The sequence below is a fragment of the Kitasatospora sp. MMS16-BH015 genome, assembly GCF_002943525.1.
In the GTDB taxonomy this organism is placed as follows: domain Bacteria; phylum Actinomycetota; class Actinomycetes; order Streptomycetales; family Streptomycetaceae; genus Kitasatospora.
Map to the genome: position 1 here is coordinate 6,693,788 of NZ_CP025394.1, position 23,282 is coordinate 6,717,069.

Genomic DNA, 23,282 nt, shown 5'->3' on the forward strand with positions numbered 1-23,282 from the left:
CGGCGGCCGGGGCCCAGCGGACGTAGAGCTTGCGGTCGATGGGGTGGACGGCGCATGGTGCGGCCCCTGCCGGAAGATTCCCGGCAGGGGCCGCACCATGCGCCGTCCGTAGTCCGCCCGGCCGGGCGGCGCCGCCCGGGCCGAGAGGTCCGCGATCAGTCCGCCGTGGCGATCAGCGGCTGGAGCAGGACGTCGGGTGCGGCGCGCTGGAAGGCGTTCAGCTGCCATTTGTCGGCGAACAGGGCCAGCAGCACGTCGTCCGAGCGGCGGGTGAGCACCTCGCCGTTGATCAGGCGGGATTTGCCCAGGGTGGCGGCGCCGTCGGCGTCGGTGATCCGGGCCACGCGGTAGGAGAGCTGGTCGAGGGCGATCGGGGAGGAGAACTCGTGCTCCATCCGGTGCAGGATCACGTCGAACTGCATCGGGCCGACCGCGGCCATGACCGGTGCCTGGTCGCCGCGCCGGTCGGAGACCAGCACCTGGATCACGCCCTCCTCGTCGAGCTGGGAGATGCCCTTGCGGAACTGCTTGGACCGGCTGATGTCCTTGGGCCGTGCCACCGCGAAGTACTCGGGGGCGAAGGCGGGCAGCGCGGGGAACTCGGCCTTCTTGCCGGTGAAGAGGGTGTCGCCGACCCGCAGCGCGCTCGCGTTGATCAGGCCGACCACGTCGCCGGGGTACGCGGTGTCGACCACGGTGCGCTCGGCTCCGAAGACGGTGTGCGCGTACTTGGTCGCGAACGAGCGGCCGCTGGCCGCCCGGGTGACGTGCATGCCGCGCTCGAAGACGCCGGAGCAGACCCGGACGAAGGCGATCCGGTCGCGGTGGGCCGGGTCCATGTTCGCCTGGATCTTGAACACCAGGCCGGAGAACTCCTCGCCGACCTCGCGGCTGCCGCCCTTGGCCAGCGGGCGGGGCCCGGGAGCCGGCGCGAGGTCGACCACGGCGTCCAGCAGGAGCTTCACACCGATGTTGGTCAGCGCGGCGCCGAAGAAGACCGGGCTGATCTTGCCGGTCTCGAAGGCCTCCTGGTCGTAGCCGGGGCCGGAGGAGAGCACCAGCTCCAGCTCCTCCAGCGCGGTCGTCCAGTCCTCGCCCTCCTGCTCGGCGGCCTGCTCGGAGGTGAGCTGCTCCTCGAGGGCGGCGTGCGTGCCGGCCGGCACCTTGGTGTAGCGGAGCATCTGCTCGGTGTTCTCGGCTTCGACCAGGCCGCGCAGGTTGCCCGCGTTGCCGACCGGCCAGACGACCGGGACGGGGGTGATCCCGAGGTGCGTCTCGATGTCCTCGAGCAGGGTGAGCGCGTCCTGGCCGCGGCGGTCCCACTTGTTGATGAAGGTGATCACGGGGACGCCGCGGTGGCGGCAGACCGCGAAGAGCTTGCGGGTCTGCTCCTCCAGGCCCTTGGCCGCGTCGACCAGCATGATCGCGCAGTCGACGGCGGCCAGCACCCGGTAGGTGTCCTCGGAGAAGTCGGCGTGGCCGGGGGTGTCGACCAGGTTCATCACGTGGCCGCGGTAGCCGAACTGCAGGGCGGCCGAGGTCACCGAGATGCCGCGCTCGCGTTCCAGCTCCATCCAGTCGCTGGTCACGCCGCGTCGGTCGCCCTTGGCGTGCACCGCACCGGCGGACGTGATCGCCCGGGCGTGCAGCGCCAGTGCCTCGGTGAGGGTGGACTTGCCCGCGTCCGGGTGGCTGATCACGGCGAAGGTCCGTCGGCGGCCGGCCTCGTTGAGGACCTGCAGGACGGGGATTGACTGGACGGTGCTCACGTGATTCCTCGGGTACGCATCGGCAGCAGGCCGGGTGACGTCTCCGTACCTGGTGAGCCGGGGATCAGGTCCGCAGGCTCAGGGAACGATAATAGGCCGTCGGGTGGCGTGGCCCCGAAATCCCCGTCTGGTGGCCGCCGCCCCGGCTCCATCCCGGAAAATGGCCGAACTGTCACGGGTCGAAGCCGTGGCCGAGTCGGTCCAGGGCCTTCAGTCACAGGTCCGTGTCGTCCGGCGAGGCGGAGGGCCGCCCGAGACCCGGGACCGGCCGCCCGCCAGAGCAAGCCGGTCCCGGCCGGGGCGTCACGGACTCGATGGTGTGCCGGTTCAGGGTTTCGGCGGTGCTGTAGGTGGTCCAGGCTTCCTTGGCCGTGGTCTTCGGCGCCTCGGCACTGCTCGCGGCACCGGTCGCGGTGGGGACTGCGGTGGAGGTGGGGCTCGCGGTGGTGGCGCCGGCGGGGGGCGAGTTTCGGAGAGGCTGGGGAAACGGCAGGTCAGGGGGTGCCCGTGCTGGGAGCCGGTCGGCCCAGCGACCCTGGGCGGGGTGAGCCGCCGAGCCGGGGTGCTGGGCCGTTGCCGGGTGGTGTTCGTCAGGGCCGGGCGGTGTCGGTGAGGAGGGCGGTGGCGTGGGTGAGGGCGGCGGTCACCGAGTCGGGGGTGATGCCGGGGACGATGCAGCCGAGGAGGAGGACTCGGGTGGTGGTGGCGGTGATGGATTGGTGGACGCCGTCGCGGTGGGCGAAGAGGGAGAGGACTCGGGCCTGGTCGGCGAGTACCAGTCGGCCCGGGTCCAGGGCTGCGGGGTGGTCGGCGCCGAGGGGGAGGAAGGGCTCGCCGCCCTGGGTGACGGTCAGGCGGACTTCGCCGGTAATCCGGTCCGCGTCGAAGGCGCCCAGGGCCACCAGGTCGGCGACCGCCACCGCGTTGACCGCGTCCACCACCGGGTTGATCCGGGGCCAGGCGCCGGCGGGCTTGCCGCGCAGGCCGCGGTCGATCAGGGCCTGGATGGAGGGCGGCTGCTTGTCCGGGTCGGTGCCGATGAGCTTGGCCAGGGCGCGGTAGGCGGCCACTCGGGGGTGGTTGCGGATGGTGCCCCGGGTGGAGCCGTGCCACTGTGCGTGCTGGGTCAGCCAGAGTCGGTCGGCGGCCTCGGCCAGGCCTTCGGGTGTCACCTCGACGGCGGTGGCCAGCACCTCCACGCCGGGGAAGGCGATGGCAGCGGAGGCGTCCACCGCGATCGAGGCAGTCAGGGTGTCGGTCATGCGGGGGACTCCTTGAGGACGAGCCGGTCGCCCACCGCGAGGTCCAGGTCCTCGGCGGTGAGCAGCCGGTCGGCGTGGATCAGGATGTTGTAGTGGTTCGGGTGGTGGCACTCGTCGAAACCGACGACCGTCCCGACCAGCCTCTCACCGAACCAGAGTTGATCGCCCGCACCGATCACCGTGCCGGATTCGAACTCGGCGAACCCGAGGAAGCCGACCGCGTCCACCCGGTCTCCGGCGAGCCGCGGCAGCTCGGTGGTGGTGACCAACTCGTGCAGCTCGCCGGCCCGGACGCACCGGGTGGACCACGGCGAGAGCGTCATCCCCCGGTCCTGTCGCCGGTGGAAGAGCAGCTTGACCAGCCGCGCCGAGGCGTCCGCCTTGGCCGGCATCCGCAGCCGCCGCTCCTTGCTCCGCCCGATCCGGTACGCCTGCTCGACCAGGTCGACCACCACCGGGCCGTCGTCCACCCGGGTCGGGCCGGCCGCGACGGCGGCGCGGAAGTCGGCCATGATGCCCTGGTACTCGTGGTCCAGCGAGGACTTGAAGCCGTGGTAGCCGGCCAGCATGTCGGCCGTCACGGTGGTGCCGTCCTTGAGGTGCACCACGATGTCCTTGATCTCGCCGCCGGGCAGCGCCCAGTCGAGCTGCACCTCGACCGGGATGCCGTCCTCGGTCCGCAGCTCGAGCTCGGCGTAGAACTCCACCCCGGCCCGCACGTCGCCCAAGGTCGCGTCGGTGAGGGTGAGTTCGCCGACCACCTGGCGTAGCGCGTCCAGTGCGTTCGGCCCGTTGTCGATGACGCAGCCGCCGCCGCACCTGTCCCGGTCCAGGTACCAGCGGTCGTCGCCGGTGTGCTCCTCGATCTTCTCGTGGTAGCGGCCGACCACCTTCTCGATCTGCTCGCGCGGCGGCAACTCCGCTGCCAGCCGCCGGACATGGCTGTTGTACCGGCGGTGGAAGGCGGTGAACAGGGTGGAGCCGGCCTGGGTGGCGACGGCGGCCAGCTCGCGGGCCTCGCTGCTGTGTACGGTGAGCGGCTTCTCGCAGGTGACGTGCACCCCGGCGGCGAGGGCGGCGGTGACCACGGGGGCGTGCAGGTGGTTCGGCAGCGTGATCACCACGCCGTCCACCAGGCCGGAGCCGAGCAGCTCCAGGTAGTCGGTGAAGTGCGGTACGCCCGGGGTGAGTTCGGCCAGCTTGGCGGTGTCCAGATCGCAGGCGGCGGTCAGCGTCAACTCGCCGTCCTGGTCGATCGCCCGAAGGAAGTAGGGCGCGATCACGCCCAGGCCGATGATCCCGATCCTCATGCCGACACCGCCTCGGGGCGCAGGACCTCGGGGCGCAGCGCCGCCGGCACGGACAGGTCCAACTGATCGGCCATCAGCACCAGTTGCGCGGCCACCGGGCCGGGCAGCAGCACCCCGTCGCGGCGCGACTCGGCGGAGCGGGCCGCCTCCGGGGCGCCCGGGTAGGTGACGTACCCGTCGGGGCGGGCCGGCGGGCAGGCGGCCACCGTGTCCAGCAGGGTGCGGGCGCCCGCGCCGAAGGACTCGGCGGCGCCGAAGGCGGCCGGGTCGATCGCGATCACCACATGGCCGATGTCGGTGTCCGGCCGCTCCTCGCCGTTCTCCAGCAAGTCCGGGGTGGGGCCGAAGGAGGCTCCGGCCAGCGGGCCGCAGAGCAGGTCGACCAGCAGCGCCAGACCGTAGCCCTTGGCGCCACCGGTGACGGCGGAGCCGCCGAGCCAGGTGACGTCCGCCTTGCCGTCGAAGTAGGCGTCCGGGTCGGTCACGGTCTCGCCGTGGTGGTCGACCAGCCAGCCCCCGGGCACCTGCCGGCCCTCGCGCTGGGCGGCCCGGATCTTGCCGGTGGCGACCGTGGTGGCGCTCATGTCCAGGACGAACGGCGCACCGCCGGGCGCGGGCGCGGCCACCGCGAGCGGGTTGGTGCCGAGCATCCGGATGGTGCCGCCGAGCGGCGGGGCGACGCCCTGGGCACCGCAGTTGGTCATCGCGATGGCGATCAGGCCGGCCTCGGTGGCCCGGTGCGCGTAGTACCCGGCGCTGCCGAAGTGGCTGCTGTTGCGGACCGCCACCATGGCGATGCCGCTCTGCCGCGCCTTCTCGACCGCCAGGTCGGTGGCCATGGTGGTGGTGACCAGGCCCAGACCGCCGTCCCCGTCGATCACCGCCGCGGACACGGTGTCGGCCACGATGCGCGGCTCGGCGGCGGCGTTGATCCGGCCGTCCCGCAGTCGGGGCGAGTAGATCCCGGCCAGCGCGTTGGTGCCGTGCGTGGTGAATCCGTGCTCGTCGGCGTAGACGATCACCTCGGCGGCGGTGGCCGCGTCCGCCTCGCTCAGGCCGGAGCGGGTCAGCGCCTCGTGGGCGAAGCCGCGCAGGGTCTCCAGCGGTATCCGGACGGTCATCGGTCGTTCTCCTCTGACAGGTCGTTTGTGTGCCGCCCGAAGGCGACCACCAGGTCCTTGATCTTCCGTGCGTAGCGGGCGAGTTCGGTGAGCTCCACGAATTCGTCCGGGGTGTGCGCGCCGTTGGTGTCCAGCGAGCCGGGGCCGCAGACCGCGACGTACCGGCCGGGGCCGCCGGCCCAGATCGCGTCGCAGGTGAAGGCGGAGCCGTCGGCCAGACCGTCGTGCCGGGGGAAGCCGGCTCCGGCGAGCAGCGCCTCCAGCGCCGGGTCGCGGTTGTCCAGCACCGGCAGCCCCCGCTTGAGCCAGTCGAACCGGACCACCTGGTCCCAACCCGCCACCAGCCGCGCGGTGAACGGGTTGCCGGCGTGCGCGGCGGCGAACTCGGCCCGCGCCTCGGGCAGCAGCCGCTCCAACTCCCCTTCCAGCAGCGACGCTTGGGTGGTGCTGGTGTACGCGATGTTCATTCGCAGCTCGCCGCTGCCGTACACCCGGTTGTGCGAGTCGCCGGTGTGCAGCCCGGCCACGCAGAGCTTGGCGCCGGCCGCATGGGCGCGCGGGCCGAGGCGGCGGGACAGGAAGTCGGCCAGGAAGCCGAGCGCCACGGTGGCGTTGTGGCCGCCGGCCGGGTGGTCGTCGGTGGAGTCGGTGCCGTGCACGCTCAGGCGGGGGGTCATCGCGGCGGTGCAGGCGTCCATCACCCGGCCGCCGGTCGGCTCGGCGAAGAGCATCAGCCGGCCGGTGTGGCCCTGCTCGACCAGCCAGCGGGTGCCGAAGACGCCCATCGCCCCGCCCTCCTCGCCGGGCACCGAGGCCAGCTGCACCTCGATCTGCTCGGCCAGCCACGGCTCGGCGGCGAAGGCGGCCGCGATCCCGGCCGCGGCCGCGATGCCCGGGCCCTTGTCGTCCACGGCGCCGCGCCCGTGCAGCACGCCGCCGACCAGCCGGGGGTCGAGGTGCGGACCGACGGTGTCCACATGGAAGTTGACGACCATCCGCCGCGCGGGGGCGGCCGGGCGGCCCATCCGGACCACCGCGCTCGGCTGGTCCGCGAGGAAGCCCGGATCGACCGCGCGCAGCGGCGCGGGCACGTCGGGGCGGTCGAGCACCGAGCGGTCGGGAGCGGCGAACAGCACCTGCTCGAAGCCGAGTTCGGTGGCCCCGGCCAGGAAGACCTGCTGCGCGTCCACGGTGTGCGCGGCCTTGCCGCCCTCGAACGGCGAGACCGACGGGACGGACAGCAGTTCGAGCAGCCAGTCGAGGTCGTCCGGCCCGAACGGGCCGTCGGACCAGTCCGGTTCACTCACTCTCGATCGTCTCCCAGATCGTGCGGAAGGCTCGCGTGCAGGCCCGGTACCCCGCCGCCAGCTCCTCGGCTCCGGCGGTGGCCGCCAGGTGCGGGATGTGCGTGACGTGCGGCTCCAGGCTGTACCGGCCCCGGTACCCGCTGCTCTCCAGCAGCCGGACGCAGCCGGCCACGTCCGCCTGGCCCTGCCCGGGGACGGTGAACACCGCCCCCTCGGCCGTCCGGTGGCCGTCCTTCACATGCACGTGGCTCACCCAGGGCAGCACCTTGGCCAGGTACTCCACCGCCTCGTAGCCGTAGGCCAGCCCGTTGCCGAGGTCGAAGACCAGCCGCAGGGCCGGGCTGCTCACGTGGTCGAGCAGCCGCAGTGTCTGCTCCGGGCCCTGCCCGGCCCAGCCGTGGCAGTTCTCGTGCAGCAGCAGGACGCCGAGCCGCTCGGCCTCCGCCGCCAACCGCGCCATCCGGCGCAGCGACTCGGCGGCCCATTCCGGCTCCGGGCGACCGTCGTTGGGGTAGGACATCACCCGCAGCCAGGAGGTGCCCAGCGCGTGTGCGGCCCGGGCCGAGTCGGCCAGGATCGCCAGCTCCTGGCCGAGGTCGGTGGCCACCGTGGTGGACCAGGAGCCGATCGGGGTGTCCACGGCGGCGACGGCCAGGCCCGAGTCGGCCACCTGGGCGGCTGCCGCGGCGAGTGCGGCCGGGCTCAGCTGGTGCAGCCCGAGCCCGTCCACCGTGCGCAACTCGATGGCACCCAGGCCGAGTTCGGCATGGATGGCGAGCTGCTGCGCCAGCCCGGGGGCGGCCTCGTCGCCGATCCCGCAGGACCGGCCGCGCCAGCCGCTCACCGGCCCGCTCCCCGGTAGAAGCGCTCGATCGCCGCGGCGACCCGGGCCACGTCGCCCGGGCGCATGTCCGGGTGGAGCGGCAGGGCCAGCGCCTCCTCGGCGAGGCGCTCGGCGACCGGGAAGTCGCCCTTGGCGTGGCCGAGGTAGGCGAAGGCGGGCTGCAGGTGCAGCGGCCTGGGGTAGTAGACCACCGCCTCGATGCCCTCGGCGGCCAGGTGCGCACGCAGCGCGTCCCGCCGCCGGGCCCGTACCACGTAGGTGTAGACGGCCCGGTGGTCGTACCCGTCGGGCGGGGTGAGCAGCTCGGGCGCCAGCGGGGCGAGGCGCTCCTGGTACTCCTCGGCGATCCGCCGGCGGGCACCCAGGAACTCGTCCAGCCGCGGCAGCCGGTGGAGCAGGAAGGCCGCGCTGATCTCGTCCATCCGGCAGTTGTAGCCGACCTTGTGGTGCAGGAAGCGCACCCCGAGGTCCTGCCCGTGGTTGCGCAGCATCCTCACCTCGCGGGCGAGTTCGTCGTCGTCGGTGACGACCATCCCCGCGTCGCCCGCCCCGCCGATCGGCTTGGCGGGGAAGAAGGAGAACACCCCGGCGGTGCCGAACCGGCCGGCCGGGCGGCCGTCCACCGTCGCGCCGAGCGCGACCGCGCTGTCCTCGATCAGCGCCACCCCGCGCTCCTGGGCCAGCGCGGCGAGCCCGGTCATGTCGGGGTGGGTGGAGAACAGGTAGGCGGGCAGCAGTGCCTTGGTCCGCGAGGTCATCGCAGCCCGGGCGGCGGCCAGGTCGAGGCAGGCGGTGTCGTGGTCGACGTCGGCGAAGACCGGCTTCGCGCCGCGCAGGGCGACCGTGCTGGCGGTGGAGATGAACGAGAAGGCGGGAGTCACCACCTCGTCGCCTTCGCCGAGGCCGAGCGCCGCGAGCAGCACGGTGAGCCCGCCGGTGGCGTTGGCCACCGCGATGGCGTGCTTGGCCCCCGTCCGCTCGGCGACCTGCGCCTCCAGCGCGGCCACCCGGGACTTCAGGATGAACTCGTCCGAGTCGGCCACCGCGCGGACGGCGTCGAGCACTTGCTCGGTCCAGTCCTGGTAGCGGTTCTCCCAGTCGTGGTAGGGCACGGTGGTGGTCACGGGGTCTCCTTGTGGAACCGCTGGATCAACTCGCAGACCTGGTCGACCTGTTCGTCGGTCAGGTCCGGGTACATCGGCAGGCCCACCGCCCGGCGGGAGGCGGCGATCGCGACCGGCACCGGGTGCTGGGCGCCGGGGAGCTCGGCCAGGGCGGGCTGCTCGGTGAGCGCGCGCGGGTAGTAGACCTCGGTGCCCACGCCGTGCTCGGTGAGGTGGGCCACCAGCTCGTCGCGGCGGTCGCTCTCGATCAGGTACACGTAGTAGACCGGGTCGCCCGGCTCCGCCGTGGGCGCGAACCACGGGACGGTCACCGCCGGTGCCAGCGCGGCCAGCCCCGCGTCGTACCGGGCGGCGATCTCGGCCCGGCGCTCGATCTCGGCGCTCAGCGTCTCCAGCCGGGTCAGCAGCACGGCGGACTGGATCTCGTCCAGCCGGCTGTTGTACCCGAGCTCCAGGTACTCGTAGGAGCCGTCCACCTGCTGGCCATGGCTGCGCAACCGCCGTGCCGTGGTCGCCAGTTCGTCGTCATCGGTCAGCACCATCCCGGCGTCGCCGAGCGAGCCGAGGGTCTTGGTCGGGAAGAACGAGAGCACCCCGCCCTTGCCCCACAGACCCGCGTGCACCCCGCCCTGCACCATGTCGATGCCCTCGGCGCTGTCCTCCAGAAGCAGCAGGCCGTGCTCGTCGGCCAGGTCGCGCAGGGTGCGCATGTCGGCCATCTGGGAGAACAGGTGCACCGGCATGATTGCCTTGGTCCGCCCGGTGATCGCCGCCTCGGCCGCCGCCGGGTCCATCGCGTACGAGCCCGGCAGCACGTCCACCAGCACCGGCTCGGCGCCGACGTGCAGCACCGCGGAGGCGGTGGCGAAGAAGGTGTACGCCGGGACGATCACCTCGTCGCCCGGGCCGATCCCGGCCGCGCGGAGCAGGATGATCAGGGCGTCGGTGCCGTTGCCGACGGCGACGGCGTGCTTGGCGCCGGTGCGCTCGGCGATCGCCCGCTCCAGCTCCTGGCCCTGCGGGCCGAAGGTGAACCGGCCGGATTCGGCCACCGTGCGCAGCCGCTGCTCGAGCCGGGGCCAGGCGGCCCGGATCGTCGCGGCGCCGGTGAAGAAGCTGATGCTCATCGGCAGGCCGCCTTCAGCTCACCGATCAGGCTGCTCGCCGCGTGGATGCGCCCCGCCGGGGTGTCGGCCCCGCCGATCGCCGTCAGCAGCGCGCTGCCGACGATCACCCCGGCCGCCTTGCCGCGCAGCGCGCGCACGTGCTCGGGGCGGGAGAGGCCGAAGCCGACGCAGACCGGCAGCGCGCCGGCCGCCTCGCGCACCCGGGCGAGGTAGTCGTCGATCCCCGGGCTCAGCTCGTCCCGGACGCCGGTGACGCCGTTGGCGGCCAGCGCGTAGAGGAAGCCCCGGGAGCGCTCGGCCGTGGCCCGCAGCCGCTCGGGGCTGCTGCCCGGCGCGGAGAAGAACACCTGCGCCAGGTCCTGGCTCTGCGCCGCCGTCAGCCAGCCGTCGGCCTCGTGCGCGGGCAGGTCGGGCACGATGAAGCCGTCCGCACCGGCGGCGCCGGCGTCGGCGTACAGCTGGTCCAGGCCGTAGCGCAGGAAGGGGTTGCAGTAGCCCATCAGCATGATCGGCACCTCCACCCCGTTCTCCCTGGCACCGGCGACGATGTCCAGCACCGCGGCCGCGGTGGCACCGCGATCGAGCGCGGCCTGCGTGGTGGCCTGGATCACCGGCCCGTCGCCGAGCGGGTCGGAGAACGGCACGCCCAATTCGATGACATCGGCGCCCGCCGCGCAGACCGCCTCGATCAGCGGGCCGGTCTCCGCCAGGCTCGGGTAGCCCCCCGTCAGGTAGGCGACCAGTGCGGTCTCGCCCTTCTCCGCGAGGCGGGCGAAGGTCTTCTCAAGCCGCTCCATCGTGCTGCTCCTTCCGCTGGGCGATCGCGGCCATGGCCGAGGTCAGGTCCTTGTCGCCGCGGCCGGACAGGTTGATCAGCACCTGGCTGCCGGGGGCGAAGGTGGGGGCGATCCGCAGCGCGGCGGCCACCGCGTGCGAGGACTCCAGCGCGGGCACGATGCCCTCGCTGCGGGCGAGTTGCTGGAAGGCCGCCAGTGCCTCCTCGTCCGAGGCGGTCAGGTACTCGACCCGGCCGGCGTCCTTGAGGTGGCTGTGCTCCGGGCCCGCGCCCGGGTAGTCCAGGCCGGGGGCGATGCTGTGGGTGAGCAGCACCTGGCCGTCGTCGTCCTGCAGCAGGTAGGTCCGCATGCCCTGGAGCACACCCGGGTCGCCGTACAGCAGCGGCGCCGCGTGGTGGCCGAGCCGGCCGCTGCCGTCGCCGGCCGCCTGCACCCCGATCAGCCGGACCTCGTCCTCGAGGAAGCCGCTGAACACGCCGATCGAGTTCGAGCCGCCGCCGACGCAGGCGATCACCGCGTCGGGCAGCCGGCCCGCCGCCGCGAGGAACTGCTCGCGCGCCTCGGTGCCGATCACCGACTGGAACTCCCGCACGATGGACGGGAAGGGGTGCGGCCCGACCACCGAGCCGAGCAGGTAGTGGGTGTCGTCGGGGTGGGTGATCCAGTCCCGGATCGCCTCGTTGACCGCGTCCTTGAGGGTCGCGGTGCCCTGGGTGACCAGCCGGACCTCGGCGCCCAGCAGTTCCATCCGCTGGAGGTTGGGCTGCTGCCGCTCGGCGTCCACCCGGCCCATGTAGATGGTGGCGTCCAGGCCGAGGTACGCGCAGGCCGCCGCGACGGCCACGCCGTGCTGGCCGGCGCCGGTCTCCGCGATGATCCGGCGCTTGCCGAGCCGGTGCGCGAGCAGGGCCTGCCCGATGGCATTGTTGATCTTGTGGGCGCCGGTGTGGGTGAGGTCCTCGCGCTTGAGCCAGAACGTCACCCCGTGCTCGGTGCCGAGCCGCCGCATCCGGGTCAGCGGGGTGGGGCGACCGACGAAGGTGGCCAGCAGCTCGGCCAATTCGCGCTCGAACTCGGGGTCCTGACGTGCCTTCAGATAGGTTTCCCAGACGTCCTCCAGCGGGCCCACCAAGGTCTCGGCCACGAACTGGCCGCCGTACTCTCCGAATCGTCCGGCCGTGGTCACAGCGCCGCCTCCTTGATCTGGACGCCCAGCAGCGCGCCGAGCGCCGCGGCGGTGTCCTCCGCTCCGAGCAGGTTCTCGCCGATCAGCGCGGCGTCGAAGCCGTGGCCGCCCACCGTGGTCAGGTCGGCCCGACCGCCGATGCCGCTCTCGCTGACCGTCAGCACCCCGGCCGGGATGCGCGTGCGCAGCCGGGCCGAGTTCTCCAGGTCCACCGCGAAGGTCTGCAGGTCACGGTTGTTGATGCCGACGATGCTCGCCCCGGCGGCCAGCGCCCGGTCGATCTCCTCGGCGGTGAAGGTCTCCACCAGGGCGTCCAGGCCGAGCCCCTCGGCCGTCTGGACCAGGTCCCGCAGCAGCGCGTCGTCCACTGCGCGGACGATCAGCAGCACCGCGTCCGCCCCGGTGGTGTGGGCGAGTTCGACCTGCCGGGTGTCCACCAGGAAGTCCTTGTAGAGCACCGGCACGGTGACCTCGGCGTCGGTGGCGATCTCGCCGACCAGCTCCGGCGAGCCGCCGAAGAACGGCGTGTCGGCCAGCACCGAGACGGCTGCGGCACCGGCCGCCGCGTAGCTGCGGGCCTGCGCCACCGCCCGCTCCAGGGGCAGCAGTTGCCCCTTGGACGGGGACTTGGGCTTGACCTCCGCGATCACCGACACCTCGGCGCCGCGCAGTGCGGCCGCGAAGGTGCCGGGCACCGCGGGGGCGGGGCGCTCGCGCCCCAGGGAGGGGACACCGGCGATCCGGGCCCAGTCCGCGCGCTTTCGCGCGACGATCTCGTCGAGGTGCACGGGTACAGCTCTCCTTCGGGTCGTGGTGGTACGGGGTCCGGGCGGCGCGGGGCCGGGCAGCCGGGGTTCAGGCCAACGGGGTTCAGCGACCGGTGCTTCGGGGGCCGGTGCGGGCCAGGGCGTCGAGCAGTGCGGTGGCGGCGCCGTCGGCCACCGTGCGGCGGGCCAGGTCGAGCGCCTTCGGCAGGTCCGGCGCCTGGTCGGCCAGGTGCAGTACGACGGCCGCGTTGTACAGGCAGGTGTCCAGCAGCGGTGCGGGGGCGGCGCCGGCCAGGACCGCCCGGGCGGCCCTGGCGTTGACGGCGGTGTCCCCGCCGCGCAGGTCCTCCGCTGTGGCCGGGCACAGCTCCAGCTCGGCCGGGTCGAGCACGGTCTCGGTGACGGTGCCGCCGTCGACCACCAGCACCCGGTTGGGCCCGCTGGTGGTCAACTCGTCCAGCCCGCCGTGGCCGTGCGCGATCCAGGTCCGGTCGTACCCGAGCTCGGCGGCGGCCTCGGCCATCACCTCCTGGTCGCCCCGGTCGGCCGCGCCGATCAGGCGGCCGGTCAGGCCGACCGGGTTGGCCAGCGGCCCGGCCAGGTTGAACAGGGTGCGGAAGCCCAGCCGCCGGCGGACGGGCGCCAGCCGGCCGATCACCGGGTGCACAGCGGGTGAGAACAGGAAGGCGAAGCGGTGCTCGGCCAGCAACTCCGGTACCAGGTCGATCGATTCGACCGGCACTCCGAGCTCCTCCAGCACATCGGCGCTGCCGCAGCGGCTGGTGGCGGCCCGGTTGCCCGCCTTGGCCACGGTGGCCCCGGCAGCGGCCGCCAGCAGGGCGGCCACCGTGGAGACGTTCACCGAGTCGCTGCCGTCGCCGCCGGTGCCGACCACGTCCACCGCCGGGCCGTGCCAGGGCACCGGACGCGCGGCGGCCAGGATCACCCGCACGGTGGCGGCGAGTTCGGCCGCCGTCGCCCGCTTGGCCGACATCGCGGTCAGGAAGGCGGTCACCTCCACCGGCTCGGCCTGCTCGGTCAGCAGTGCCGAGACGGCGTCGAAGGCGTGCTCGGTGCTGAGGGCCCGACCGTGCACCAACTCCCGGGTGGCGCGGGTCAGTACGGCGGCCGAGGCCATCACAGCACCTCGACGTTGCCGGCCGGGGCCAGCTCGTTGCGGGTGTCCAGCACCAGCGGCGCGACGGCCCAGAGCGGGTCGGCCGCGATCCGGCCGTGCGCGGTGACCAGCACCACGCAGTCCTGCGCGGCCAGCGTCTCGCCGGTCCAGCTCGCGACCGGCACGGGGGCGCCGTCCACGGCCAGCTCCGGCACCATCGGGTCGAGGTAGCTGACCTCGGCGCCCTGCTCGCGCAGGATGCGGATGACGTCGAGCGCCGGGGCGTTGCGCAGGTCGGCCACCCCCGGCTTGTAACTGGCGCCCACCAGCAGCACCTTGGCCCCGGCGAGCTCCCCGCCGCGCTGCGCCAGCAGCTCGGCGACCCGGCCGACCACCTGGCCCGGGCGGTCGGAGATCTTCCGGTGCGCCCGCTCCACCAGCTCCAGCGCGACGCCCTCGGCGCGGGCCTGTTGGGCCAGGAACAGCGGGTCCACCGGGATGCACTCGCCGCCCACCCCGGGGCCGGGGTAGTGCGGCAGGAAGCCGAACGGCTTGGTCGCGGCGGCGTCGATCACCTCGCGCACCGGCAGGTCCAACTCCCGGCACAGGTCGGAGAACTCGAGCGAGAGCGCGATGTTGACCAGCCGGAAGGTGTTCTCGTACACCTTGGAGAGCTCGGCCACCGCCGGGCTGGAGACCGGCACCACGGTGCGGCAGATCTGCTCGAAGAGCAGCACCGCCCGCCGGGTGCACTCGGCGCTCACGCCGCCGACCAGCTTCGGGGTGTTCAGCAGGGTCCAGCCGTTGGTGTTGGCCGGGTCGACCCGCTCGGGGGCCATCGCCAGGTGCAGGTCGCGGCCGGGCACCAGCCCGGTGCGCTCCTCGATCACCCGGGCCAGGCCCGCGGTGGTGCCGGTGGGCACGGTGGACTGGAGCACCACCAGGCTGCCCGCCCGCAGGTGCGGCAGCAGGCTCTCCAGCGCGGCGTCCACGTAGCCGAGGTCGGCCGCCTGGTCCTCCGTCACCGGAGTCGGCACGCAGATCACCACGGCGTCGGCGTCGCGCAGCGAGGCCGGATCGGTCACCGCGGTCAACTGCTGCGCGACGTCCTGGAGTTCGACATCCGTCAGGTCGGGCAGATAGGACTCGCCGCAGTTCACGGCGGTCACCTTCGCGGCGTCCACGTCCACCCCGGTCACCCGGAAGCCGGCGGTGGCGAAGCCCAGTGCCAGCGGGAGGCCGGTATACCCCAGCCCGATGATGCCGACCTTCAGGGTGCGCGCGGCGACCCGCGCGGTGAAGTCCGAAGCGGCGACCGGGGCAGCCCCGTCGGCCGCCGTCCTCGCGTCGGCGAGAGCGTGATCGGACAAGATCGTCATGTCTTCCATCCCTCAGACCAGTTGATGGATCGGTTGCGGTGGACCCAGTCGACCACCGCGACCTGACACACACCCAGACCATTCGCCCGCCCTCGGAGCGGACCAGCCGCCGAGACACTTCCGCCGCCCGAGTGACGGGTGTGGCAGACTGCGAGCGGAAGCCCAGGGGGAGGACATTGGTATGACCTGGCACATCTCGATCGAAGTCGACCGGGCCTCGAGCGATTCGTTAACCAAGCAGATTCAAGAGGCCATCCGGTGCCGGATAGCGGAAGGCATCCTGCACGCCGGCACTCGGCTCCCGTCGACCCGGCAACTCGCCAGTGACCTGGGTGTTTCCCGCAGTGTCGCGGTCGAGGCGTACGAGCAACTGACTGCCGAGGGATATCTCACCTGTCTCCAGGGCTCCGGCACCCGGGTGGCCGATCGAGCCAATGGTGAGATTTCAACAAATGCCGACCCGCTGCGTGAGGCCGAGCCCGCCGTGCCGGTTCATTGGGATCTGCGGACGGGTCGGGCGAATGTCACCAATTTCCCCCGGGTGGAGTGGCTGGCCTGTTATCGCACCGTTCTGGCCGCGGCCGGCCGCGACGAACTGGACTACCCCAAGGTGGCCGGGCTGCCGCTGCTGCGCGACTCGCTGGCCGGCTACCTGGGCCGGGTCCGCGGGGTGCGCAGCAGCGTCGAGACGGTGATGGTCACGGCCGGGTTCGCCCAGGGGCTGTCGCTGCTCTGCGAGGCGCTGCCCCGCTTCGGCATCCGCAAGTTGGCGATCGAGGACCCGGGGCACAACAACCAGCGTCGGTTCATCGAGGAGTGCGGCATGCGCACCGTGCCGGTACCACTGGACGGCGAGGGGGTGGACGTGGACCGCCTCGCCGCCACCGGCGCCCGCGCCGTCCTGGTCACGCCCGCGCACCAGTTCCCGACCGGCATCACCATGTCACCGGCCCGCCGGCAGGCGCTGGTCCGGTGGGCGCAGGACGTGGACGGGCTGATCATCGAGGACGACTACGACGGTGAGTTCTGGTTCGACCAGAGCCACCGCCCCAGCTCCCTTCAGGAGTTGGCGCCGGATCAGGTGATCTACGCGGGCACCGCGAGCAAGGCCCTGGTGCCCGGGCTGCGGCTCGGGTGGCTGGCCGTCCCGCCGCACCTGTCGGCGCTGCTCAGCAAGGTCCGCTCCCGGCACGACCTCGGCTCGGACGGCATCACCCAGCGCGCCTTCTCCGAGCTGATCACCAGCGGCATGCTCGACCGCCATCTGCGCCGGGTCCGCTCCCGGTACCGCTCCCGTCGGGAGGCGTTCACCCAGGCCGTCGAGCTCCACCTGCCCTGCGCGGGGATCGTCGGCTCCTCGGCCGGTCTGCACGCCTACCTCCAACTCCCGGCCGACATCGAGGAATCGCCGCTGGTGGAGGCCGCGTTGCGCCGCTCGGTGCTGGTGCACGGCGGCAAGCGCTACCAGTTCACCCCGGGTGAGCGGCCGCCCGCGCTGGTGGTCGGCTACTCCACCCTGCCGCTGGCCGGCATCGCCGAGTCGATGTTCGCGATCCGGGACGCGGTGGACGAACAGCGGGCCGCGCGCGGCAGGTTCGCCACCGGCGGCCCGGTCGCGCACCGGCGGGCCGGCCAGCGCAAGGCCGTCCACAGCCGGTCCTGAAGGGCCGTCAGGGCGGGCCGGCGTCCCGCCGACCCGCCCTGACCGTGCCCCCGTTCGGGCTCTCCTCCGCCCCTTTCAGGCCTTCGCCCGCGCCACGAACTCGGCGATCAGGGCCGGGTCCTTCACCCCGCGCCGGGCCTCCACTCCGCTGGACACGTCCACGCCCCACGGGCGGGCCGCCGCGATCGCCTCGGCCACGTTCCCCGGGTTCAGGCCGCCGGCCAGCAGCCACCGGCCGGTCGGCGGCTCGGCTCCCAGCTGGGACCAGTCCCACGGCTCGCCGGAGCCCGGCACCGGCGAATCCAGGATCAGCAGGTCCTCGCCGAAGTCACCGCAGGCGCTGCCCGCGGCCACCGAAGCGGCGGTGGCCCGGGCCAACTTCCGTCCCACATCCCGCAGTTCTGCGAAGGCCGCCGGCGGGTGGCTGCCGTGCAGCTGCACCGCCCCCACCCCCGAGGCCAGCACCGCCGACCGGACGTACGCGGCCGGCTCCTCCCGGAACACCCCGACCGAGAGCACCCCCTCGGGCACCTCGGTCAGCAGCTCCCGCACCAGCTCGGGCGCGACCTGCCGGGGGCTCTCCGTGAACACGAAGCCAACCGCGTCGGCCCCGGCCGCCACGGCGGCGGCCACATCGGGCGCGGTCCGCAGACCGCAGATCTTGACGTACACGTCACTCCTGTCTCTTCCCGCTGCTCAACCGGTACCCGGTGAGCTCAGCGGAAGTGGTCCGGTCGACCGGACCTGAAGTGGTCCGGGCGCGAAGCGGCTCGACTGTGCCCTAGTAGTCCGTATGACTCTCGATTCCGCCACCCTGCGCGGCAGTCTCTGCGCAGGCACCGCCATGGTCTCCGTCGGCAGCTCCGCCGCCGTGAGCCCGCTGCTCGTCGACTACCCGCTGCTGGCCGGCCAGGGCTGGCGGTACCTGGTGGCCGGGCTGCTGCTCCTGCTGGCCGGGCGCCGGGCGGCGGCCACCCCGCGACTCACCCCGCGGCAGTGGCTGCGGGTGGGTGCGCTCGCCGCGACCGGCATGGCCGGCTTCAACGTCTTCCTGCTCAAGGCGGTCGAGCACGCCACCCCCTCCACGGTCGGCGCGGTGGTCGGCGCCGCGCCGGTCGTGCTGGCCGTGGCCGGTCCGCTCGGCGCGGGCCGCCGCCCGTCCGGGCGGATCGCGCTCTGTGCCGCGGTCACCACCCTCGGGGTGGCGGTGATCCAGACCTTCGGCACCGGCAGCCCGCTCAGCCTGCTCTACGCGGTCGGCGCCCTCGCCTGCGAGTGCTGTTTCTCGCTGCTCGCCGTCCCGCTGCTGCCCGTGCTCGGCCCGCGCCGGCTCTCCGGCCTGGCCTGCCTGGTGGCCGCCCCGATGCTCGGCCTCTGCGCCGCCCTGGTCGAGGGCCGGGCCGCGCTCCGGCCGCCCACCGGCACGCAGGGCCTGGCGCTGGCCTACCTCACCCTGGTGGTCACCGCGCTCGCCTTCTTCCTCTGGTACGCGGGCATCGGCCTGCTGGGCGTGGACCGGGCCGGGCTGTTCGCGGGCATCATCCCGCTCACCGCCGTGCTGCTCGGCCCGCTGCTGGGCACCGGCACCCTGGCGCCGTCCGCCCTGCTCGGCGCGGTGCTGGTCGGCGGCGCCGTGCTCTACGGCGTCACCGCCCGCACCCCGTCGACTCAGGCCTCGACCGGCTCCCGTGGCCTCGGCACCGACAGCGGCTCGTCCGTCCCGGCCACGGCCAGCCGCACCGTCCGGGAGCCGTAGAAGACCACCGCCCCGGCCAGCAGCCCGGCCACCACGACGGCGAGCGCGGCCCGCGCCCCCAGCCACCCCGCGAGCAGGCCGCCGAGGAACCCGCCGACCGGGATCACCGCGAAGGCGGCGAACCGGAAGGTCGCGCTCACCCGTCCGGTGAGCTCGGTCGCCACCAGCGCCTGCCGCAGCGCCACCGAGTGCACGTTGAACACCGTCATGCCGAAGCCGTTCAGCACGAACCCCGCGGTCAGCACGGCGACCACCTGCCAGGTCGGCCCGCCCGCCAGCGGCAGCAGCACCAGCGCGGCGCTGGCCAGCAGCATCCCGGCGGTCATCGCCCGACCGCTGCCCAGCCGGTCACCGAGCCGCCGGGCCACCAGCGAGCCGCCGAACGCACCGACGCTGCCCGCCGCGATCACCAGCCCCAACCCGGCAGCCCCGAGGTGGAGTTCACGCACGCCGTAGATCGGTACCACCACCAGCACCACGTCCCAGAGCAGGTTGAACCAGGCCGACTCGGCCATCACCACCCGGAGCACCGGCTGCGCCATGGTCACCCGGAAGCCCTCGGCGATCTCCGCCCGGACGCTGCGCCGGGGCGCCGTCCGCACCGGCTCCGGGCTGCGGATCAGGAGCAGCGAGACCACCGAGACCAGGTACCCGGCCGAGTTGACCACGACCGCCACCGGCGCGGTGAGCAGCTGGATCAGCACACCGCTCAGGCCCTGGCCGGCGGTCTGCGCGATCGACTGGCTGGACTGCAGCTTGCTGTTGCCCTCCACCAGCAGCCGGCGCTCGATCAGCGAGGGCAGGTACGCCTGGTACGCCACGTCGAACTGGGCGGTGAACAGGCCGGTGACGAAGGCCACCGTGTATAGCAGGCCCATGGACAGGCCGTCCGTCCAGGCCATCACCGGGATCACGGCCAGCATCAGCGCCCGGCCCAGGTTGGCGGCGATCAGGAGCGGGCGGCGGCGCACCCGGTCGGCCAGCACCCCGGCCAGCAGCGTCACGCAGGCCACCGGCAGGTACTCCAGCGCGTTCAGCAGGCCGAGCTGCCCGGCGGAGGCGTCCAGCAGCTGCATCGCGGTCAACGGCAGAGCCAGCAGCGTCACCTGGGCGCCGAACAGGGCGACGGTCTGGCCCGCCCACAGGCGCAGGAAGTCCCGGTGGCGCCAGAGCGCGCCGCCCTTCGCACCCGTCGCGACCTCAGACACCGGAGGGCTCCAGGGGCGACCAGTCCATCTCGTACAGCTTCACGGCGGTCTCGATCGCCTCCTGCACCCGGGCCGAGCTCGCCGCCCGGAAGCGGAAGGCGCCCGCCGTGTGCACCGCGCCGCCGTTGCCGTCCAGCACCGCGCCGGCCGGCGGCAGCGCCTCGGTGTACAGCTCCGGAATGGCCCCGGTCAGCGAGGCCACCCGGTGCACCACGGCCGGGCGGACGGGCGGCTCGGGCATCATCAGGTAGCCCGCCACCTCGCCGCCGATGTCCGCCCGGGGGTACGCCCGCTCGATGCCGAGCTGCACCTGCACGGAGGCCGCGATCAGGTCGACGCCGTACACCTCCTCCCAGACGAACCGCACCTGGCCGCCACCGGCCCGGGCCCCGATCTCCAGGAAGACGATCTCGTCGGTGCCCGCGGCCCGGAACACCTCCAGGTGGAAGACCTCGTCGGTGAGCCGGAGCGCCTTCAGCACGCCCTCGGTGAACTCGACCACCCGGGCCTCGAATTCGGCGTCGTCGTTGGCCACCGAGCCGAACGGGGTGCCGGTCGCGAAGTCCAGGCAGGAGCCCAGGCAGCGCCAGCTGCGGATGGTGCGCAGCACCCCGCCCGAGACCACCCCGTCCACCTGGTAGAGGTTGCCCTCGATGAACTCCTCGCACTGGAAGGCCGTCAGCTCGACCTGGGCCAGCGCCTGGTCCGTCGCCTCCGGCGTCCGCAGCACGTACACGTCCTGGCTGTCCGCTCCCGCGCGCGGCTTGAGCACGAACGGGTAGCCGTGCTCGGCGGCGAACGCCCGGACCTCGGCCGCCGACCGGACGGGCCGGTTCACCGGCACCCGGAGCCCGGCCTCGGCCACGGCGGCCTTCATCACCACCTTGTCCCGGACCAGTCGGACGTCCTCGACGCCCTTGCCCGGCACGCCGAGCAGTTCGCGCAGCTCGGCGCCCAGCTCCAGGTCGAACTCGGAGAGCCCCAGCACATGGGTGAACTGCCCGTACCTCGCTTGGAGTTCGAGGGCGGCGGCGGACACCTCGGCCCGGTCGGAGAGGTCACGCACCACCCTGATGTGCTCGGCCAGGCCGGCGTCCAGCGGCTGCTGCCCGGCTGCGGTGGTCAGGTAGGCCACCCGGTCCACCGTGTGGTCCAGGTAGCGGTGGTACTCGGCGAACTTGTTGTTCCAGCGGTTCAGGATCAGGACGTGCCGTCCCACGGTGGGCTCCTCAGAGGGGTTCAACGGTTCGAAGGCGATGCCGAGTTCGGCCGCGTCGAGGGCGGCGGTGACCGCCTCCGGGGCCGGCCCGGTGGCGATCACGTACCCGAGCCGGCCGGCCGAGCTGCCCGGCGGCGGCACGGGCTCGCCGGGGGCGATCAGCGCGCCGATCTCCCGGACGGCGGGGTCGGCGGCGACGGCTTCGTCCACCACCATCCGGGCGTACCGGTCGAGTTCGGGGCGCTGGAAGTACCGCACACCGGCGTGGCCGGCCCGCAGCACCGGACGCGGGCCGGGCAGCCCGAGGTGGCAGCGCAGCGTCAGCTCGTACAGGTCGGCGCCGGTGGCCAGCCGGAGCAGGTCGGGGATGCGGTCGCCCGGCAGCCGGGCGGCCACCTCCATCAGCAGCGGACCGCGGTCACCTAGCCGCAACTCGGCGTGGAAAGGCCCGAGTTCGAGCCCGAGCGCGCGGACCGTGGCCCGCGCGTACTCCTCCACCCCGGCCCGCGGCCCGTCGGCCAGTGGCGCCGGGACGAGGTGGCCGGTCTCGACGAACCAGGGCTCCGGCCCGAGGTGCTTCTCGGTCACCGCGAGCACCACGGCCTCGCCCGAGGAGACGTAGCCCTCGACGCTGTACTCCGGCCCGGCCACGTACTCCTCGACCAGCACCAACGGCAGCCCGGTGCGGCCCAGGTAGCCGGAGCCGTACCCGTGGATGCGGCGGAACGCGGCCAGTGCCTGCGCCTCGGTGCCGGCCTTCACCACGTTCAGGCTGCCGGACTGGTCCACCGGCTTCACCACGCACGGCAGGCCCACGGCCCGCACCGAGGCGGCGAGTTGCCCTTCGTCGGAGACCAGGACGTGCCGGGGCTGGTCGATCCCGTGCTCGGCCACCCGGGCCCGCATCACGTGCTTGTGCCGCAGCGCGGTCGCGCTGCGCGCCGATATCCCGGGCAGCCCCAGCTCCGCCGCCGCGGCGGCGGCCACCGGCACGTAGTGCTCGAAGCCCGGCACCACGGCCGCGAACGGATCCTGCGCGTGCAGGGTGCGCAGGCGCGCCCGGACGGCCTCGTCGTCATTGGTGTCCAGCACCACCGTCTGCGCCGCGCCGTCCAAGTGGCGCCGCTGGATCCGCCGTTCGCCCTCGTCGGCGGTCAGCACCACCACCCGGTGGCCGAGCTCCCGGGCCCGGTCGATCAACTGGCAGCCGGAGGAACGGGGTTCGACGATCGCCACCCTCACCATGAGACCGACTCCTCCAACTCGGCCGTGACGGCCTGGTCCTGGGCCTGTTCGAGGAGCTCGATGGTGCGGTGGTGGAGCCTGAGATCGGCGGCCGGGAGCGGGCCCCCGTCCAACAGGTGCGCGTAGGCGGCGGCCAGGAAGCTGGTCAGCGGCGAGTCCTCGATCACCGCCCGCCCCGGTCGACCGGCCACCCTGAGCTGCCCGTACGGATCGTCGGTGGAGACCGGGAAGTCCGCCAGGATCTCCCCCCGGGTGCCGGTCACCCGTAGGTGCCGGCGCCGGGTCGGCGAGGTCAGATCGCTCAGCAGCGTGCTCACCACGCCGTTGCCGTGTTCCAGCCGCAGCACCGCGCCACCCATCGCGGGCACCGACCGGTCCGGCAGCGGCATCGCCCAGACCGGCGAGGAGAGGATGCGGGCCTGGTCTCCCGCCAGGTGCAGGGCCAGCAGCACCTGGTGCGGCAGCTCCACCTCGAAGGCCGACCGGTGCGAGTCCGAGCTGCCGGTCCGGCCGAAGCGGGGCTTGCTCTGCTCCATGTAGAGCGCCACCGGCATCCCGATCGTGCCGTCGGCGATGATCTGCCGCAGCCGCTCGGTCACCTTGCTGTTCGGCCAGACGCTCACCGGCAGGATGGTGGCCTCCAGTGCCAGCGCGCACAGCCGTCGGGTCTCCGCCGAGCTCGGTGCCACCGGCTTCTCCAGCACGATCCGGCGGGCGCCCAGCGCCACCAACTCCTCGACCGCACCCAGGTGGTGGCACGGCGGCGTGGTGACGTGGAACACCATCTCCGCCATCGGCCCGAAGCCGGCCGCCTCCCGCAGCGAGGGCAGCAGGACCGCCCCCGGCGGTGCCTCGGTCAAGGCCGGGTCAACCACCAGCACCTCGAAATCCGGCCCGAACAGCGAACGCAGCGCGCGGTGATGGAGATCCCGCCCCGCCCGCCCGTACCCGACGATCACGGTCGGCGGCCGCTCCCGCCCCCTTCCGTACCAGCTCCTGCTGTACAAGCCTGACACAGGCCCCGCCTCCGGCACTCCCAGGCTCCGCGCACCGCAGTGCCCGGAGCTCGAACGGCTAGGCC

The 23,282-nt window shown here is 73.4% G+C and carries 19 protein-coding genes and 1 pseudogene; 3 read left to right on the plus strand and 17 right to left on the minus strand.

Features of this window, described 5'->3' with window-relative positions:
* Positions 1-155: 155 nt before the first annotated feature.
* The 13 genes from CFP65_RS28810 to CFP65_RS28870 form a co-directional block, all read right to left on the minus strand.
* Entirely contained in the window at positions 156-1,769 is a 1,614-nt protein-coding gene (locus tag CFP65_RS28810; RefSeq protein WP_104818919.1) for a peptide chain release factor 3, read from the minus strand.
* Between the two features lie 590 nt (positions 1,770-2,359).
* Positions 2,360-3,031, minus strand: a complete 672-nt coding sequence (locus CFP65_RS28815) for a phenylalanine--tRNA ligase beta subunit-related protein (protein ID WP_104818920.1) — start codon at positions 3,029-3,031, stop codon at positions 2,360-2,362.
* Positions 3,028-4,341: a Gfo/Idh/MocA family protein gene (locus CFP65_RS28820; RefSeq protein WP_104818921.1), complete on the minus strand. Its 1,314-nt coding sequence runs from the start codon at positions 4,339-4,341 to the stop codon at positions 3,028-3,030. Before CFP65_RS28820 ends, CFP65_RS28815 begins: the two co-directional genes overlap by 4 nt.
* Positions 4,338-5,462 (minus strand): Ldh family oxidoreductase, encoded by a 1,125-nt coding sequence (locus tag CFP65_RS28825; RefSeq protein ID WP_104818922.1) that lies wholly within the window; start codon positions 5,460-5,462, stop codon positions 4,338-4,340. Before CFP65_RS28825 ends, CFP65_RS28820 begins: the two co-directional genes overlap by 4 nt.
* Entirely contained in the window at positions 5,459-6,769 is a 1,311-nt protein-coding gene (locus tag CFP65_RS28830; protein WP_104818923.1) for a M20/M25/M40 family metallo-hydrolase, read from the minus strand. Before CFP65_RS28830 ends, CFP65_RS28825 begins: the two co-directional genes overlap by 4 nt.
* Positions 6,762-7,613, minus strand: coding sequence for a sugar phosphate isomerase/epimerase (locus tag CFP65_RS28835; protein ID WP_104818924.1), 852 nt, complete (start codon positions 7,611-7,613; stop codon positions 6,762-6,764). Before CFP65_RS28835 ends, CFP65_RS28830 begins: the two co-directional genes overlap by 8 nt.
* Positions 7,610-8,737 (minus strand): DegT/DnrJ/EryC1/StrS aminotransferase family protein, encoded by a 1,128-nt coding sequence (locus CFP65_RS28840; protein WP_158702400.1) that lies wholly within the window; start codon positions 8,735-8,737, stop codon positions 7,610-7,612. Before CFP65_RS28840 ends, CFP65_RS28835 begins: the two co-directional genes overlap by 4 nt.
* Positions 8,734-9,864: a DegT/DnrJ/EryC1/StrS aminotransferase family protein gene (locus CFP65_RS28845; RefSeq protein WP_104818926.1), complete on the minus strand. Its 1,131-nt coding sequence runs from the start codon at positions 9,862-9,864 to the stop codon at positions 8,734-8,736. The genes CFP65_RS28840 and CFP65_RS28845 overlap by 4 nt, the downstream gene beginning before the upstream one ends.
* Complete coding sequence (trpA, locus tag CFP65_RS28850) at positions 9,861-10,661, minus strand: tryptophan synthase subunit alpha (RefSeq protein ID WP_104818927.1); 801 nt, start codon at positions 10,659-10,661, stop codon at positions 9,861-9,863. The genes CFP65_RS28845 and trpA overlap by 4 nt, the downstream gene beginning before the upstream one ends.
* Positions 10,648-11,847, minus strand: a complete 1,200-nt coding sequence (trpB, locus tag CFP65_RS28855; RefSeq protein WP_104818928.1) for a tryptophan synthase subunit beta — start codon at positions 11,845-11,847, stop codon at positions 10,648-10,650. The genes trpA and trpB overlap by 14 nt, the downstream gene beginning before the upstream one ends.
* The gene (locus CFP65_RS28860; RefSeq protein WP_104818929.1) at positions 11,844-12,635 is read right to left on the minus strand and encodes an indole-3-glycerol phosphate synthase TrpC; all 792 of its coding nucleotides are present in this window, start codon (positions 12,633-12,635) and stop codon (positions 11,844-11,846) included. The genes trpB and CFP65_RS28860 overlap by 4 nt, the downstream gene beginning before the upstream one ends.
* Positions 12,636-12,717: 82 nt before the next feature.
* A complete protein-coding gene (gene trpD, locus CFP65_RS28865; RefSeq protein WP_104818930.1) occupies positions 12,718-13,752 on the minus strand; it encodes an anthranilate phosphoribosyltransferase in 1,035 nt (344 codons plus the stop codon).
* The gene (locus CFP65_RS28870) at positions 13,752-15,110 is read right to left on the minus strand and encodes a nucleotide sugar dehydrogenase (RefSeq protein WP_158702401.1); all 1,359 of its coding nucleotides are present in this window, start codon (positions 15,108-15,110) and stop codon (positions 13,752-13,754) included. The genes trpD and CFP65_RS28870 overlap by 1 nt, the downstream gene beginning before the upstream one ends.
* Before the next feature lie 181 nt (positions 15,111-15,291).
* On the opposite strand from CFP65_RS28870, the pseudogene CFP65_RS41300 reads away from it, so the two are divergent.
* A pseudogene (locus CFP65_RS41300) lies at positions 15,292-15,519 on the plus strand (GntR family transcriptional regulator); the annotation flags it as partial.
* Positions 15,520-15,651: 132 nt separating this feature from the next.
* Complete coding sequence (locus tag CFP65_RS28875) at positions 15,652-16,773, plus strand: PLP-dependent aminotransferase family protein (protein ID WP_254553135.1); 1,122 nt, start codon at positions 15,652-15,654, stop codon at positions 16,771-16,773.
* A gap of 75 nt (positions 16,774-16,848) precedes the next feature.
* Here the strand turns inward: CFP65_RS28875 and CFP65_RS28880 are convergent, their stop codons facing one another.
* Positions 16,849-17,445 carry a phosphoribosylanthranilate isomerase gene (locus tag CFP65_RS28880; protein WP_104818933.1) on the minus strand — a complete coding sequence of 199 codons (597 nt, stop codon included), beginning with the start codon at positions 17,443-17,445 and terminating at the stop codon, positions 16,849-16,851.
* Positions 17,446-17,566: 121 nt separating this feature from the next.
* Here CFP65_RS28880 and CFP65_RS28885 point away from each other — a divergent pair, with 121 nt between their 5' ends.
* The gene (locus CFP65_RS28885; protein ID WP_104818934.1) at positions 17,567-18,529 is read left to right on the plus strand and encodes a DMT family transporter; all 963 of its coding nucleotides are present in this window, start codon (positions 17,567-17,569) and stop codon (positions 18,527-18,529) included.
* Here the strand turns inward: CFP65_RS28885 and CFP65_RS28890 are convergent.
* Genes CFP65_RS28890 through CFP65_RS28900 form a run of 3 tightly spaced genes read right to left on the minus strand, consistent with a single transcriptional unit; the run spans position 18,442 to position 23,160 of the window.
* The gene (locus CFP65_RS28890) at positions 18,442-19,737 is read right to left on the minus strand and encodes an MFS transporter (RefSeq protein ID WP_104818935.1); all 1,296 of its coding nucleotides are present in this window, start codon (positions 19,735-19,737) and stop codon (positions 18,442-18,444) included. The genes CFP65_RS28885 and CFP65_RS28890 overlap by 88 nt on opposite strands.
* Positions 19,730-22,201 carry an ATP-grasp domain-containing protein gene (locus tag CFP65_RS28895; RefSeq protein WP_104818936.1) on the minus strand — a complete coding sequence of 824 codons (2,472 nt, stop codon included), beginning with the start codon at positions 22,199-22,201 and terminating at the stop codon, positions 19,730-19,732. The genes CFP65_RS28890 and CFP65_RS28895 overlap by 8 nt, the downstream gene beginning before the upstream one ends.
* Positions 22,195-23,160: a hypothetical protein gene (locus CFP65_RS28900; RefSeq protein ID WP_104818937.1), complete on the minus strand. Its 966-nt coding sequence runs from the start codon at positions 23,158-23,160 to the stop codon at positions 22,195-22,197. Before CFP65_RS28900 ends, CFP65_RS28895 begins: the two co-directional genes overlap by 7 nt.
* Between the last annotated feature and the right edge of the window lie 122 nt (positions 23,161-23,282).